The sequence below is a fragment of the Myroides fluvii genome (genome assembly GCF_009792295.1).
GTDB classification, from domain to species: domain Bacteria; phylum Bacteroidota; class Bacteroidia; order Flavobacteriales; family Flavobacteriaceae; genus Flavobacterium; species Flavobacterium fluvii_A.
Genome location: NZ_CP039934.1, coordinates 3606015 through 3619731, shown reverse-complemented (window position 1 = coordinate 3619731; position 13717 = coordinate 3606015). Strand labels below are relative to the sequence as shown.

Genomic DNA, 13717 nt, shown 5'->3' with positions numbered 1-13717 from the left:
GGCAGATTAATCGTATTTAGCATCAAAGTGTTGAAACCATTTTTGTTGGGTTTTCATCACTTGTTCGATTACTTCACGTACAGCGCCTTCACCGCCATTTTTGTGTGAGATATAGCGCGAAATACGCTTAATTTCAGGAGAGGCATCTTGTGGGGCTGTAGGTAGTGCAACTTGTTGCATCACGTGGTAATCAGGTATATCGTCTCCCATATATAAAATTTCAGCTGCTTGGAGATTGTGATCAGCACAGTACTTTTTGAAGATTTCCACTTTGTTGGAAACACCTAAAAAGATGTCTTTTACGCCTAAATTGTTTAATCTTGTTTTTACACCTTCGTTACTTCCGCCAGAGATGATACATACGCGATAACCATTTTCTAGGGCAGCTTTAATCGCATACCCGTCTTTGATACTCATGATTCTCAATAAATCGCCATTGTTGGTAACGTGAACTTTTCCGTCTGTTAAAACGCCATCTACATCCAATATGAATGTAGTAATATCGTTCATGATTTCTTTAAAGTGTTTAGACATTATCTATTTTGTATTGATTTTGTAATAAGTTGATAGATTTCTTTTTTTGTAGGATCAGTCAACATCGCTAGGTGCTGATTGATGGTGTTTTCATCTCCTCTAGATGCAGGACCCGTTTGGGCCTCAATAGGAGATAAATGCATAATCTTATCTGCTGTTTCTAAGAGTAAGGGTTTTAAAATTTCAAACGGCACTTGATACTCTTTGCAGATCGCTTCTCCAATGGTAAACATGTGATTGGAAAAGTTATTGACAAATACGGCAGCTAAGTGAATCGCCTTGCGTTGCTCTGATGAGATTTTGTATACGCGCTCTGAAAAACTAACAGCTATATTTTCAAGTAATTGAAAATCATCTGTTTGGTTAGCTTCAATGCAGAAGGGAATAGAAGAGAAGTCCAAGTCCTTGTCTTTAGAGAAGGATTGGAGCATATACATTACGCCTTTGCGCTGTTGCTGTAGGGCAGACATGGGAATGGTACCCGAGGTGTGAACAACGAATTGGTTGGGAATTTCAATGGATCTAGAAACCTCTTCAATGGCGATATCGCTAACAGCAATGACAAATATATCCGCAGGTTTTAATTGCTTTATATCACTTACAATTCGATCTTCAGGTACTAAATCAGTAACTGAATTCATATTTCTTGCGTATATTTGTTGTAGCTCCAACTGATCACTTTCTAGGATATTTCCTATCAGGTGGTGTGCAACTTTTCCCGAACCTAAAATTGTTATTGTAACCATAAGGTAAAGATAGAGATTTTAGCGGTAAAGCAGGGGAGAATTAAAAGAAATAATTGTATGAGTAAAGATATAGAACACCTTAAAGATATTCAATTGTTGGTCAATACTTTTTACGGTAGGGTTCAACAAGATGATTTAATCGGGCCCCTATTTAATGAGCGCTTAGCAGGTAAATGGGAGTATCACCTCGAGAAGATGTACGCATTTTGGCAAACCGTTTTGTTAGAAGAACACACGTATTCAGGAAGACCTTTTCCACCACATGCTAAATTACCCGTCAATCAAGAGCATTTCGATCGCTGGAAACAGATTTTTAATCGCACAGTGGATGAGTTATTTGAAGGTAAAATAGCAGAAGAGGCCAAATGGCGCGCAGATCGTATGGCTGCGATGTTCTTGAGTAAGATTGAGTATTTTAATGGAGAAAAGTGAAAATTGGAAAGAGGAAAGAAGAGAGAGGAGAGAGGTGGGACTTTCTGAATAGCCAAATTGTTCTCCAATCGGAAGAATTAACAAAAAGGCGAAGAAACAAAAAAGCAACCCACAGTTCTTTGTTCTTTCGCTCTTTGTGAAGTTGTAAATTTTCTGCAAAAGACAAACCTCACAAAAATAAAAAGCCAATCCAGCAAAGGATTAGCTTTTCTTATATCTGATCATTTTTATGCCAACCATCAACCATCAATAATCAACCATCAATAATCAACCATCAATAATCAACCATCAATAATCAACAATCAACCATCAACAATCAATAATCAACCATCAACAATCAACCATCAATCATCAATAATCAACCATCAACCGTCAACAATCAACCATCAACAATCAACGATCAACCATCAATAATCAACGATCAACTGTCAACTGTCAACCGTCAACCGTCAACCATCTTACTTTTTCTTCCCGTTGTTAAACTTGATGTTTCCTAGTGGATTTTTAGGTTTATCCGTTTTAGCGAAGGGCTTTTTACCTGAAGGGCTTGCAGCTTTAGGTTTGTTTTTAAATGGCTTAGCCTCAGTAGGTTGTTCTATTTTTACTTTTTTTACAAGATTCTCTTTATTCTTCTGTAAAACCTCCATTGGGTTTTTAGGATCTTCTTTCGTTCCTCTAAGATAAATAACCAAACCGTTTAGGAAGTTTCTCAAAATTTGATCTCCGCACTCCATGTATTTTGGGTGATCAGCAGTTCTAAAGAAATTACCTAGTTCTCCTTTAGAAATTCTAAAATCTACTAATTCAAGAATTTCTACTATTTGTTCGTCTCTCAGTTGTAAAGCAACTCTCAGTTTCTTTAAAATATCGTTATTAGTCATGAGCGATAGTTATAATTTATCTTTTAATATTTGAATTTCATCTCGTAATTGGGCAGCCAGCATAAAATTGAGGTCCATCGCTGCTTTTTCCATTTCCTTGCGTTTGCTGTTGATTCGCTTTTGAAGCTCTTCTTTAGAATAGTATTTCGCTTGGTTTTCAGCCACTTTTTTTACCTGTTCGGTCATCAACTCGTCATAGGTTGGTTTAATCAGGTCGTTGCTTATTTTTTTATTCAATCCCGTAGGGGTAATATTATGCTGGGTGTTATAGGCAATTTGTTTTTCGCGTCTATAGTTTGTTTCGTCTATGGTTTTTTGCATGCTGGCTGTAATCTTGTCCGCGTACATAATTGCCTTTCCGTTGACGTTTCTAGCGGCTCTACCAACAGTTTGAGTTAGAGAACGATGGCTGCGCAAGAAACCTTCTTTGTCGGCATCTAGAATCGATACAAGGGAAACTTCGGGTAAATCCAATCCTTCGCGAAGCAAGTTTACTCCAATAAGAACATCAAATAACCCTTTTCGCAAATCCTGCATGATTTCGATGCGCTCGATGGTATCTACATCCGAATGGACATAGCGACAGCGTACGCCCATTTTGGTAAAATATTTGGCTAACTCCTCCGCCATGCGTTTGGTTAGTGTGGTAACAAGTGTTCGTTCGTCTTTATCTACGCGTTGCTGAATCTCTTCAATTAAGTCGTCGATTTGATTTTCTGTTGGACGTACTTCGATAATAGGGTCTAATAGTCCGGTAGGGCGAATCAATTGCTCTACAATAACGCCTTCGCTCTTTTGAAGTTCATAATCGGCCGGTGTTGCTGAAACGTAAATAACTTGGTTTTGCATGGCTTCAAACTCCTCAAACTTCAATGGACGGTTATCCATGGCAGCGGGTAATCGAAAACCGTATTCTACTAAATTCTCTTTTCTTGATCGGTCGCCTCCATACATAGCGTGAACTTGAGAAATCGTCACGTGACTTTCATCGACAACCATCAAGTAGTCATCAGGAAAGTAATCCAATAGACAGAAAGGACGTGTTCCTGGCTCACGACCATCTAAATAGCGGGAGTAATTCTCAATTCCCGAACAATATCCCAGCTCTTTCATCATTTCTAAGTCGAAATTCGTGCGTTCTTCTAAGCGCTTAGCTTCTAGGTGTTTGCCGATTTCTTTGAAATAGGTGGTTTGCTTTTCAAGATCTTGTTGTATTTCCCAAATGGCGTTGTTTAATACATCTGGTGAAGTAACGAACATATTGGCGGGGTAAATATTTAAACGGGTGAACTTCTCAATGACTTGAGCCGTGGTCACATCAAATACTTCGATGGCCTCAATCTCATCGCCAAAAAAGTGGATGCGATACGGATGATCTGCATAACTTGGAAAAACTTCAATTGTATCTCCTTTAATTCTGAAATAACCAGCCGTAAAATCTGCCTCCGTACGCGCGTATAAACTTTGTACTAGGCGGTGAAGTAATTGGGTGCGACTAATTTCTTGGTCTAGTTCAATGGAAATGACGTTTTTTTGAAATTCAACAGGGTTTCCAATACCATACAGACAAGAAACAGAAGCTACAACCAATACATCTCGACGTCCCGATAAGAGGGTAGAGGTGGTGCTTAAACGCAGTTTTTCTAGTTCTTCATTAATCGATAGGTCTTTCTCTATATATTGCCCTGTAACAGGGATAAAAGCTTCAGGTTGATAGTAATCATAGTAAGAGACAAAATACTCTACGGCGTTATTGGGAAAGAAACTTTTAAATTCAGAATACAATTGCGCGGCCAATGTTTTATTGTGTGCTAAAACTAAGGTTGGTTTTTGTACTTCTTTAATTACGTTGGCAATGCTAAATGTCTTACCCGATCCCGTAACCCCCACTAAAGTTTGATATTTCTGATCTTCCAAAATACTTTGCGTCAATTGGCTAATCGCGTCTGGTTGATCTCCAGTTGGACTATAATCAGATTGTAAATCAAATTTCATAACTACTTATTTAAATGCAAAGGTACGCATTAAAACAAAAAAAGCACAAGCTATACGCTTGTGCTTTTTATTATAATTTACAAGGGAAATTAGTTTACTTTGAAAACTACTTTTCTTGCGATGTTTTTAGCTTGTGATCCGTCGATACCATTTCCTTTAGCAGAAACTTTACCTGCAGGAACTCCAGCTTTAACCAATAAATCTTTAACTGCGTTAGCACGTCTTGTAGATAATTTTTGGTTGTAATCTTTGTTTCCTGTTGAATCAGCATATCCATTAACCTCTAAAGAAGCTGAAGGATTGTTTTTCATGTAAGCAACGATGAAGTTTACACCTTCAATAGTAGTAGGTTGTACTTTATCGAAATCGAAATTAACAGCTACGTACCCTTTGTTGATTAATTCTTTAACCATTGCAGCGTCGTCAGCATTCATTTCTGATGTATTTCCGTATTTTTCTTGGAAATAATCTTCGATGTTGTCAGCGATACCGTTGTTGTTTTTGTCAATGTTTCTTCCTCTAGAATCAACTAAAGCTCCAGCTGGTGTATTAGGCTCTAAGTCTAAGTAATCAGCTACTCCGTCGTTATCTGTGTCAACTAACATAGCTTCGATTTGATCTAATCTGTTCGCTAAAGAGTTGATGTCTTTTTTAGTTTGAGATTCCTCAGAATACCAGTCAGCGTGTTGACCGTGTTTACCTAAATAGATAGAGATACCCATTGAAGCGTTAAACATTGTTCCTTGGAAAACAGCGCGATCTGTAGTGTTTAGACCGTCCCAAGTTCTGTCGTGTTGTGTATTTTGAATCACAGTGAAGTCAGCATTTAAAGCTACTCTACGGTGTAATTTCACTTGTCCTGTTAAACCAGCCATGATGTGTCCCATGTTGTCTGTTCCAGAAAAGTTATCTCCGTTTAACCAAGAGTATCCCCCACCTGCGTGAAATTGTAAGCCTAATGTGTTTGTCCAGTTTTCAAAGTTTAAAACTCTACCTAAGTTTACAACTCCTTCTAAACTTGTTCTGTAGAAATTACTTTGAACATTTAAATTACTGTTTGTCCAGTTATCGATTTTGTCATAACCAAAAGAAGCTTTAACTCCAATTTTGTTGTTGATGCTATATCTAACACCACCATCTAAATGTAAGTTTTCAAATGTTTTAGCAGTGTATCCTTTGCTCAATGTTCCTACTGGCTTAGCAATACCTGCGTTTAAATCAACTGACCACTTATTGTATGGCTTGTCTTGAGCATTAGCACAGATACCTACCGTAAGTGCTAACAAAGATAATGTGATTTTTTTCATAATTTAATTTTTACTTTCACTTGTCCGCTATCGTAATAGCTACTATTGTTTCGTTTACGTTGCAAATATACTATAAAGTTTTTTAATATGCATTTTTTATAAGGAAAATACAATTTTTTAGAGAAAAACGAAATTATATAAAAGCAATAAGCCTTCTTTTTACGTTATATTATTGTTGTGTTTCGAACAATGTATTGCAAAAAGCTTAAGTTTTAGGCATTTTTTTCGTTAATTTGCTTTTTTATTTTTTTCTCCACCACAAATGTGCCAAATGGGATTATTGAGGCAATACACGCTAAAAATAAGGTTTTGTTTGACCATTTTAACTCATTCTTTATTAAAACAGCGAAAACGATGTATGCAATGAATAAGATACCGTGAGCCATCCCTACTTTTTGTACCATATACGGGCTGTCCCATATATATTTTAGAGGCATGGCGATAAATATAAGCACAAGAAGAGATACTCCTTCTAAAAAAGCTATAATCCTAAATAGATTAACCATAATTTTGAGTCTTTAATTTGAATGGGCTAAAATAGAGCTAATGCCGATTAATTCAAATATTTAGGACGGGATTAATGCTAAATAAATCATAAAAAAAGGCCTGGTAAAAACCAGGCCTTTTTTTATGCTAACAACTTAGCGTTATATTCTTTTAAATCAGCAATGTTATGCTTATTTGTTGGATCTTTGAAAAGAGACAATAAGTATTGCAAGCTTTCGATATCGTTTTCTGTTGGTACAAGTACATCGTCCGCTGATTCACCTTCTTCGATTGGCTCGTCATTTGGAATCGCAATGAAAAAACCGCTGTTATTTTCAATGTGTTCATACGTAAGTCTAATCGCTTTTACTAAAGTAGGAACCTCTTCTAGTAAAGCGTATTCTCTTAATTTCTTAAGGTTTGGAACTATTTGATCCACTACAAGACCGTTAGTAACTAAATCAGATTGGATTAACTTAATTAGTTTAATTGCGTTTGCGTTTTCCACAGTATTAAATTTTGGGTATTATTAATTTGTAGGACAAAAATAAGCTTTTTAATAGTTTAGCAAATAAAAAAGTGGATTTAATTTCAAAAGAGGATCTTCTTTTTTATTTCTTTTTTGTCTAATAGCTCCAGTTTGTTGGGGTAAGACTCTATATTGCAGCTGGTTTGTGTGCTAACGCTCGCGTGTTTTTTAGGTGGGTATTTTTTGCTTTTACTGAGTCATATCGCTTGTGAATCTATCATTTTGCCCTCTTTCCTTTTGTATTTTGAATAATTGACGCTAAAAACAAAGAGGATGCCTTGTTAAAAGCATCCTCCTGAAATCTAAAAAGCGGTCTTATTTAGGTTAATCGTCATCTATACCAAGCAAGTTACCTTCTTGGTCAAATAAAAGTTCTATTTCTTGTTTTCCCTTTTTCAATTCTACTTCATATCCAGTTCTTTTTTTCTCTATTCCTGTGTGTTTAAAAGCACTGTAATGTTGTTGGATGTAGGTCGTGATTGTTGCTGGAAATAGGGCTGTAGGAATCTCTTTTCCTTGCTTGGATTCGATAGCCATCCAATCTCCTGCTTGGTTAAACTCGAGCTGAAACCCATCGGTTGTATACACTTTATATTCTGTTTCTTTTGCATCCACTTCTTTCTTAATCAGCACAAATTCAGAAGAAGAAAAATGTTCGTTTAAAAGTGATTGAACGCTAGGAGGTAAGTCCACATAAGAAATTAATTCATCGTCATCAGCTGTATCGCTGTCAATTCCAACAAATACTTGATCTTTGTTGAAGATTAGTTCTAATTCATTGTTTAACTTCACTTCATATCCTTTGCGCTCTCGATCAATTTCAATGATGTAATTGGCTTTATAGTGTTCGGTGGTATAAGCGTAGATTAACGGCACTTCTTGAACTAGAAAATCTGTTGGAATCGCAGAGCGATCTTCTGTTTCAATTTCTGTCCAATTTCCGTCTTGATCAAAATCAATCTCCACCCGATTGTTGAGCGTAATTTTGTAATAAGAACCGTAGTAATTGGGTTTCGTTACTTTATTAGCACCCACTACCGAAGCGTTCGGAAACGTATTGGCAATAAACTGTTGCGTTGTTGTAGGCAGTTGTTCTAACGTTACTTGTTCGATTTGTACCGGATTGTTGTCATCACTACTGCAAGCTGTAAAAGTAAAACTCAGTGTAGTGAAAAGGGCTATAGCAATTATTTTCTTGTTCATCTTTTGTTGTATTAGTTGTCAATGCGTTTAAATACTCCCGATTTAGAGAATTCTAATTCAAGTCCATTGTCTAATTTTACTTCAAATAGTCGAGTTTCCTTATCTATTTTGACAATGTGAGCTTCAGGATAGTTTGTTTTTACATAGGTTACAATCGGTGCTAAGATAAATGTTGTTGGAAGAGGAGCCTTATTGCCGTCCACTTCGTCCCATTCTCCTTTTTTGTCGAATTCTATTTCGACCTGATCCGCAAAGGTTACTTTATAGGATACAGTGAGTAAATCAACATCTTTTTCTACCAGTTGAATCGTTTTACCATTAAAATGTGTATCCATAAAAGCTAGTGCCTTTTTAGGTAATTCACTTTTTGTTATAATCACATCTTTTGCTTGTATAGGTTCGCTCATTAGTAAAGCAAATACACTGAGAATTCCCAAAAATAACGTGTTTAATTTTTTCATAGCAGTTTCTGTTTTTCAATTTATAAGACAAATGTATGTTGCGAATCTGGAATGAATTGGGAATGAATTGCGATTACACTAAAAGGACAAAAAAAACATCACTGTTCAATGGAGGGCTTATCTTGTATAGGGCTGAAAAACAGCGTGGTGTATTAATTAATTAGTAAGATTTAGGGGGGAGTCTAGTTGCCTTTAATTATTTGTTGTATCTTGTTCCGTACTACATCATTTGAAATTTATAGGTGTAGAGGAAGGTATAATACTTCTAGCAAAAGAGAAAGAAATTAAAAAAAGAGCAAGATGAATAAAGGAATTGGATTAATTTTAGGCTTATTTATGTTTGTTGGGTGTAATAATACACCAAAGAAAACAACTACTAGTATTGTAGAGGAAACGACGCAAGAAACCCAACTTATAGGAGGAGATAAAGATAATCAGGGCTGTTTAAGTAGTGCTGGTGAAACATGGAGTACCTTAAGACAAACGTGTTTGAGGTTGTTTGATGAGGGAATACGACTAAATCCTGTTACAACTGAAGACAGTGCTGTGATTAGTGCTTTTGTCTTGCTGAGTGAAGATCAAGCAAAACTTGAATTATTTTTGCCTGAAGCAGATGCTAAAAGCATTATTTTGGAAAAAAAAGGAGAAAATATATATGAAGACCGTACGTATAAGTTTGATGTAAACGAAGGTGTACTCTATATCGATGGACACAAACAATACGCAAAGTAAAACCGAGTTAGCGATAACTTTTTGTAACCAATTTTATGTAATGTTAAGTATGAACACCTCAGAGAAATGTTTTTTGAGGTGTTTTTTTGTGTTTTTGTTTTTTTGTTTTTTTGTGTTTTCGTAAGATCATCGATTAAGGGAGATTTGTTTAATGAGTTAGGAAGGGTTCAGTGGTTTAACCGATTAAGCGAATTTTGGATAAAAAAAATGTCTCCTTAAATCAGATAATCAACTGTTAACCGATAACTGTTAACCGTTAACTGTTTAGGAAGGTTCGGTGGTTTAACCGATTAAGCAAATAAACCAATTAAGCGAATTTTGGATGAAAGAAAATATCTCCTTAAATCAGATAATCAACTGTTAACCGATAACTGTTAACCGATAACTGAAAAACTACCAACGAATGCTAAAACAGTGCATTCCGTTGTATTCGTAGTGCATAGATAGGGGAGGTGTAACTTTGATAATCGTTTGGACTAGTGCTAATCCCAATCCTGTAGACTCTTCATTGGTGGTACTTCTATAAAATCGGTTGTAGATTAATTTTTCGTCCAAAGGTGTTTTCCATATACTTGTATTGCTGATTGAAAAGGAATTGGTCTGGAATTCAATGACAATTTTGCCTTGAGGAATATTGTGGGTAATTGCATTTTTGAGCAAGTTTTGCACTAGGGTTATGGCCAAGCCTTTGTCCATGAGAACACTACGAGAAGGAGCTAACTCCTGTAGAACAATTTCGATATTTTTATAGGTTAGTATATCTTCCCAATCCTCTACGAGATCTTTTGCGATTTGATTAAAATACACTTCTTGGTATTGCACAAATTGTTTGTTTTCAATCTTAGCGAGCATTAAAAGTGATTTGTTCAGCTTAATTAAGCGCGTTAAACTTTGGTGAATGGATTGAATTTGATTGATTTGATGTTCGCTTAAGTCTTCTGCTTCTACTAGTAATTCGAGTTTATTATTGATGATGGCTAATGGGGTTTGCGATTCGTGCGCGGCATTAGAGACAAAGGTTTTTTGTTGTTCGACCATGTCTTCAATGCGTTCAATCATCTTGTTTATTTCGCGTTGTAAATCTGCAAATTCCTTAATAGGGGTTTGTGTTTCAGCGGTAATTATTTTTTGGCCTAGGGTATAGGTTTTTAGGTTGTGTAATAAACGATAGAAGGGGCTCCAAACGGCGCGTTTCAGCAGGAAGTGGTTAATGATATAAATACTCGCTAACAAGGCGAGATACAAGATAAATACGGCTAAGCCAAAATCGCGTAATAAGTCATCTGCTTCAATAGTAGAGGTTCGAATTTCAAGCAGATAGGGGTCTCCCTTTTGATCGATAAAGGTAGTGGTTAACATGCGAACAGGTTCGTCATTGTCGTCGGCATCCATATAGATCATTGCTGTACTGAAGACGTTTTTTTTAGCGTATTCACCTGGTTCTAAAGGGGTAATGCGGAATCCATTCGTGCCAAACGGCAAAAAGCTCTCTACCTGCGGGTTGCTATAGGCTTTTTTGATGATTTCAGTCTTGCTGTTCTTTAAGCCATCGTCAATATTATCATAGACTTCATCTGTCATAAATGCATAAAAAAGACCAACCCAAGCGGTTAAAACCACGATGATTCCAACAGACAAATAGCCCAACATATAATGGTGTAATTTCATCTTATTCCTGTACAAGTTTATATCCCATGCCATAAACGGATTGTATATTGACCTCCGCTTGGTGTGTTTTCATTTTTTTTCGAAGGTTTTTGACTTGTGAATATACAAAATCATAGCTATCGGCCTCATCCATATTATCCCCCCATATTTGTTCCACCAAAGAAGATTTGGTCACCAATCGATTGGCGTTTACAATGAAGTAGTACAACAATTCAAATTCTTTGTGGTTTAAGGTTATGGAACTGCCATTTACCAGAACGGTGCGTTCATCTGTGAATATTTCCACGTTGTTCCACTTAATACTCTGAAAACCATGTTGATTTTTTCTCCTTAAGACGGATTTAATACGCGCGAGTAATTCAGATAGATGAAAGGGCTTTGTCAGGTAGTCATCCGCACCTAGTTCTAGTCCCAGAACTTTGTCGTCAATGGAGTCTTTGGCCGAAATAATAATGACCGAGTCCTCTTTTTCCATTCGCTTGATTTCCCGTAGTAAATCTATGCCATTACCATCGGGAAGCATGATATCCAAGAGGATACAATCGTAGTCATACCCCACTAGCTTTTCTATTCCCTGTTTGTAGTTTTCTGCCATTTCAACTATATAGTGCTCTTTTGCTAAAGACTCCTTCATAATGGAACGCAGCTCTTTTTCATCTTCTATAAGGAGGATTTTCATAGTCTTTTTATAGTTAAAGGTAGTCTTTTTTATTGGTTAACTGTTATCGGTTATGGGTTATCAGTTATCGGTTATCGGTTGAAATTATCTGAAGAGCCAAATTGTTCTTTAATCGAGAATTTTCAACCTTATTTTCTTTTGCTTTTTAGTAAGGTGCTTTTTCGCAAAATTCTTTCAACTAAAGAACAAATGCTTATTTAGGGACGTTCAAAACGCCTCATCCTCTCACCATCTTAACCTACTATCCAATTTCCTACTTCTCTTTCTTATTTCAGTAATCGGTTATGGGTTATCAGTAATCGGTTGAAATTATCTGAAGAGCCAAATTGTTTTTCAAGAGAAGAGTTGACAAAAAAGCACAAATACAAAAACACAAAAAAGCTATCGGTTGTTTGCCTTCATTTTTTCGTATCTTCATTTTCTAATTTACATTTGCCTACATGTACAATCCTGACGATATTCAAAATAAAATCCTTGATCTAGCCTCTAACGACAGTAGAATACGCGCTGTATTGCTCAATGGATCAAGGGCGAATTCACATATCAAAGCAGATATTCATCAAGATTTTGATCTTTTATTGGTGGTGAATGCCCTGGATTCTTTTTTAGAAGATCGTTCCTGGTTGTTAACATTGGGAACTCCATTAGTGCAACAGTTGCCAGATGAAATGGAATTAGGGAAAGACGATTCCATTGAAAAAGTGTCTTTTACCTTCCTTACTATTTTTAGGGAGGGGTTTCGTTTAGATATCACGCTCTTTCCCAAAGAAAAAATAGAAACTCATTTTACATCGGATAGTTTGACTGTTGTTTGGCTCGATAAAGATTATTTGTTTCAGGATATTGCACCAACTTCAGATAAAGACTATCATGTTCAAAGGCCTACACAACGTCAATTTAATGAGGTTAGCAATGAATTTTGGTGGTGCATTACCAATGTGGCAAAGGGCTTGAAACGAGGTGAAGTAACCTATGCGAAAGAGATGTTGGAAACAGTCGTTCGTCCTGTTTTTATGGAGATGATTGCTTGGAGTATTGGTGCTCAGCATCACTTTTCCGTTTCCGTAGGGAAATCAGGTAAATTTATGCAGCAATATTTAACAGAGCCTCAATATCAGAGGCTGTTGCAAACGTATAGTGATTCGTCGATTATCCGCAATTGGCAAGCGTTGTTTGTCATGATGGATTACTTTCTGGAACTCCAACAAGAAGTAGCGCATGCTCTGAATCTCCACCACAATAAAGAAGAGGCAAGGGGTGTTCGTCATTTCGTGGACACCCTCTATGCTTTGGAGGAGTGATGAACCGTTATCGGTTATCGGTTGAAATCATCTGAAGAGTCAAATTGTTCTTTAATCGAGAATTTTAACAGTTAACTGCTAACTGTAAACCGCTAACTATCCCCCCCTCCCTTACCTTTCTTTTTTGTTGTATTTTTGTTGTGGATTTACCTCGTTAATTCCTTGTGATGTAAGGCAACGAGTCATAATAATTTTAAAAATCAAAGAATATGGAGCATATAATAGAAACTCCGCGATTGTTTATTCGAGAACTACTACCTACGGATGTAGCGGGAATGTTCGATTTGGACTCCAATCCAGAAGTACATCAATATTTGGGCAAACACCCCGTGCAGAGTAGAGAAGAGGTAGTTGGTGTCCTTGATTTTATTCGCCAACAATATAAGGATAATGGCATTGGACGTTGGGCGATGGTAGATAAAAAAACAGGTGATTTTATTGGATGGACGGGATTTAAATTTGTTACAGATCTGACGAATAACCACGTCAATTATCACGATTTAGGCTATCGTTTGCGCCAGAAGTATTGGGGCATGGGCATTGCTACCGAAGCAGCGATGGCTTGTTTGGATTACGGATTCAATCAGTTGGGCTTTGAGGAGGTATTTGCCATGGCAGATTGCGACAATGACGGTTCAAATAAGATTTTGACCAAACTGGGATTTACGCGTATAGAAACCTTTGATTTAGACGGTGAACCTCATCATTGGTATCGATTGGATCAAGCATCCTTTGAAAGGATAAAATAAATAGAAAAGAGCGA

At 36.7% G+C, this 13717-nt stretch carries 15 protein-coding genes; 4 read left to right on the top strand and 11 right to left on the bottom strand.

Going from position 1 to position 13717, the window contains the following annotated elements; genetic code table 11:
- Positions 1–6: 6 nt before the first annotated feature.
- Positions 7–534 (bottom strand): KdsC family phosphatase, encoded by a 528-nt coding sequence (locus FBR08_RS15985; protein ID WP_158963873.1) that lies wholly within the window; start codon positions 532–534, stop codon positions 7–9.
- A complete protein-coding gene (locus tag FBR08_RS15980; RefSeq protein WP_158963871.1) occupies positions 534–1280 on the bottom strand; it encodes a Rossmann-like and DUF2520 domain-containing protein in 747 nt (248 codons plus the stop codon). Before FBR08_RS15980 ends, FBR08_RS15985 begins: the two co-directional genes overlap by 1 nt.
- A 57-nt stretch (positions 1281–1337) precedes the next feature.
- Here FBR08_RS15980 and FBR08_RS15975 point away from each other — a divergent pair, with 57 nt between their 5' ends.
- Entirely contained in the window at positions 1338–1712 is a 375-nt protein-coding gene (locus FBR08_RS15975; RefSeq protein ID WP_158963869.1) for a group III truncated hemoglobin, read from the top strand.
- 458 nt (positions 1713–2170) lie between these two features.
- On the opposite strand, the gene FBR08_RS15970 is transcribed toward FBR08_RS15975, so the two are convergent.
- The 7 genes from FBR08_RS15970 to FBR08_RS15940 form a co-directional block, all read right to left on the bottom strand.
- Complete coding sequence (locus FBR08_RS15970) at positions 2171–2593, bottom strand: DUF1456 family protein (protein ID WP_158963867.1); 423 nt, start codon at positions 2591–2593, stop codon at positions 2171–2173.
- Positions 2594–2602: 9 nt separating this feature from the next.
- Positions 2603–4588 (bottom strand): excinuclease ABC subunit UvrB, encoded by a 1986-nt coding sequence (gene uvrB, locus FBR08_RS15965; RefSeq protein WP_158963865.1) that lies wholly within the window; start codon positions 4586–4588, stop codon positions 2603–2605.
- Between the two features lie 89 nt (positions 4589–4677).
- Positions 4678–5895, bottom strand: coding sequence for an OmpA family protein (locus FBR08_RS15960; RefSeq protein ID WP_158963863.1), 1218 nt, complete (start codon positions 5893–5895; stop codon positions 4678–4680).
- A gap of 212 nt (positions 5896–6107) precedes the next feature.
- On the bottom strand, positions 6108–6401 hold the full coding sequence (locus FBR08_RS15955; RefSeq protein WP_158963861.1) for a DUF3817 domain-containing protein: 294 nt from the start codon (positions 6399–6401) through the stop codon (positions 6108–6110).
- A 122-nt stretch (positions 6402–6523) separates the two neighbouring features.
- The gene (locus FBR08_RS15950; protein WP_158963859.1) at positions 6524–6889 is read right to left on the bottom strand and encodes a hypothetical protein; all 366 of its coding nucleotides are present in this window, start codon (positions 6887–6889) and stop codon (positions 6524–6526) included.
- A gap of 345 nt (positions 6890–7234) precedes the next feature.
- The gene (locus FBR08_RS15945; RefSeq protein WP_158963857.1) at positions 7235–8113 is read right to left on the bottom strand and encodes a PepSY-like domain-containing protein; all 879 of its coding nucleotides are present in this window, start codon (positions 8111–8113) and stop codon (positions 7235–7237) included.
- An 11-nt stretch (positions 8114–8124) separates the two neighbouring features.
- Positions 8125–8574, bottom strand: a complete 450-nt coding sequence (locus tag FBR08_RS15940; RefSeq protein ID WP_158963855.1) for a PepSY-like domain-containing protein — start codon at positions 8572–8574, stop codon at positions 8125–8127.
- Between the two features lie 300 nt (positions 8575–8874).
- Here FBR08_RS15940 and FBR08_RS15935 point away from each other — a divergent pair, with 300 nt between their 5' ends.
- Positions 8875–9306, top strand: coding sequence for a hypothetical protein (locus FBR08_RS15935; protein WP_158963854.1), 432 nt, complete (start codon positions 8875–8877; stop codon positions 9304–9306).
- A 393-nt stretch (positions 9307–9699) separates the two neighbouring features.
- Here FBR08_RS15935 and porY read toward each other — a convergent pair whose 3' ends face one another.
- Together porY and FBR08_RS15925 are read right to left on the bottom strand one after the other, a co-directional pair.
- Positions 9700–10974, bottom strand: a complete 1275-nt coding sequence (porY, locus tag FBR08_RS15930; protein WP_158963852.1) for a HAMP domain-containing sensor histidine kinase — start codon at positions 10972–10974, stop codon at positions 9700–9702.
- A 1-nt stretch (position 10975) separates the two neighbouring features.
- Positions 10976–11653: a response regulator transcription factor gene (locus tag FBR08_RS15925; RefSeq protein WP_158963850.1), complete on the bottom strand. Its 678-nt coding sequence runs from the start codon at positions 11651–11653 to the stop codon at positions 10976–10978.
- Between the two features lie 440 nt (positions 11654–12093).
- On the opposite strand from FBR08_RS15925, the gene FBR08_RS15920 reads away from it, so the two are divergent.
- Together FBR08_RS15920 and FBR08_RS15915 are read left to right on the top strand one after the other, a co-directional pair.
- Positions 12094–12954, top strand: a complete 861-nt coding sequence (locus FBR08_RS15920; protein ID WP_158963848.1) for an aminoglycoside 6-adenylyltransferase — start codon at positions 12094–12096, stop codon at positions 12952–12954.
- A gap of 209 nt (positions 12955–13163) precedes the next feature.
- Positions 13164–13703, top strand: a complete 540-nt coding sequence (locus FBR08_RS15915; protein WP_158963846.1) for a GNAT family N-acetyltransferase — start codon at positions 13164–13166, stop codon at positions 13701–13703.
- Positions 13704–13717: the final 14 nt, after the last annotated feature.

Coding starts and splice junctions, on each gene's coding strand:
- FBR08_RS15960 (WP_158963863.1), bottom strand. CDS start 5,895: ATGAAAAAAATCACATTATCTTTGTTAGCACTTACGGTAGGTATCTGT.
- FBR08_RS15915 (WP_158963846.1), top strand. CDS start 13,164: ATGGAGCATATAATAGAAACTCCGCGATTGTTTATTCGAGAACTACTA.
- FBR08_RS15970 (WP_158963867.1), bottom strand. CDS start 2,593: ATGACTAATAACGATATTTTAAAGAAACTGAGAGTTGCTTTACAACTG.
- FBR08_RS15975 (WP_158963869.1), top strand. CDS start 1,338: ATGAGTAAAGATATAGAACACCTTAAAGATATTCAATTGTTGGTCAAT.
- FBR08_RS15985 (WP_158963873.1), bottom strand. CDS start 534: ATGTCTAAACACTTTAAAGAAATCATGAACGATATTACTACATTCATA.
- FBR08_RS15940 (WP_158963855.1), bottom strand. CDS start 8,574: ATGAAAAAATTAAACACGTTATTTTTGGGAATTCTCAGTGTATTTGCT.
- uvrB (WP_158963865.1), bottom strand. CDS start 4,588: ATGAAATTTGATTTACAATCTGATTATAGTCCAACTGGAGATCAACCA.
- porY (WP_158963852.1), bottom strand. CDS start 10,974: ATGAAATTACACCATTATATGTTGGGCTATTTGTCTGTTGGAATCATC.
- FBR08_RS15920 (WP_158963848.1), top strand. CDS start 12,094: ATGTACAATCCTGACGATATTCAAAATAAAATCCTTGATCTAGCCTCT.
- FBR08_RS15955 (WP_158963861.1), bottom strand. CDS start 6,401: ATGGTTAATCTATTTAGGATTATAGCTTTTTTAGAAGGAGTATCTCTT.
- FBR08_RS15925 (WP_158963850.1), bottom strand. CDS start 11,653: ATGAAAATCCTCCTTATAGAAGATGAAAAAGAGCTGCGTTCCATTATG.
- FBR08_RS15980 (WP_158963871.1), bottom strand. CDS start 1,280: ATGGTTACAATAACAATTTTAGGTTCGGGAAAAGTTGCACACCACCTG.
- FBR08_RS15935 (WP_158963854.1), top strand. CDS start 8,875: ATGAATAAAGGAATTGGATTAATTTTAGGCTTATTTATGTTTGTTGGG.
- FBR08_RS15945 (WP_158963857.1), bottom strand. CDS start 8,113: ATGAACAAGAAAATAATTGCTATAGCCCTTTTCACTACACTGAGTTTT.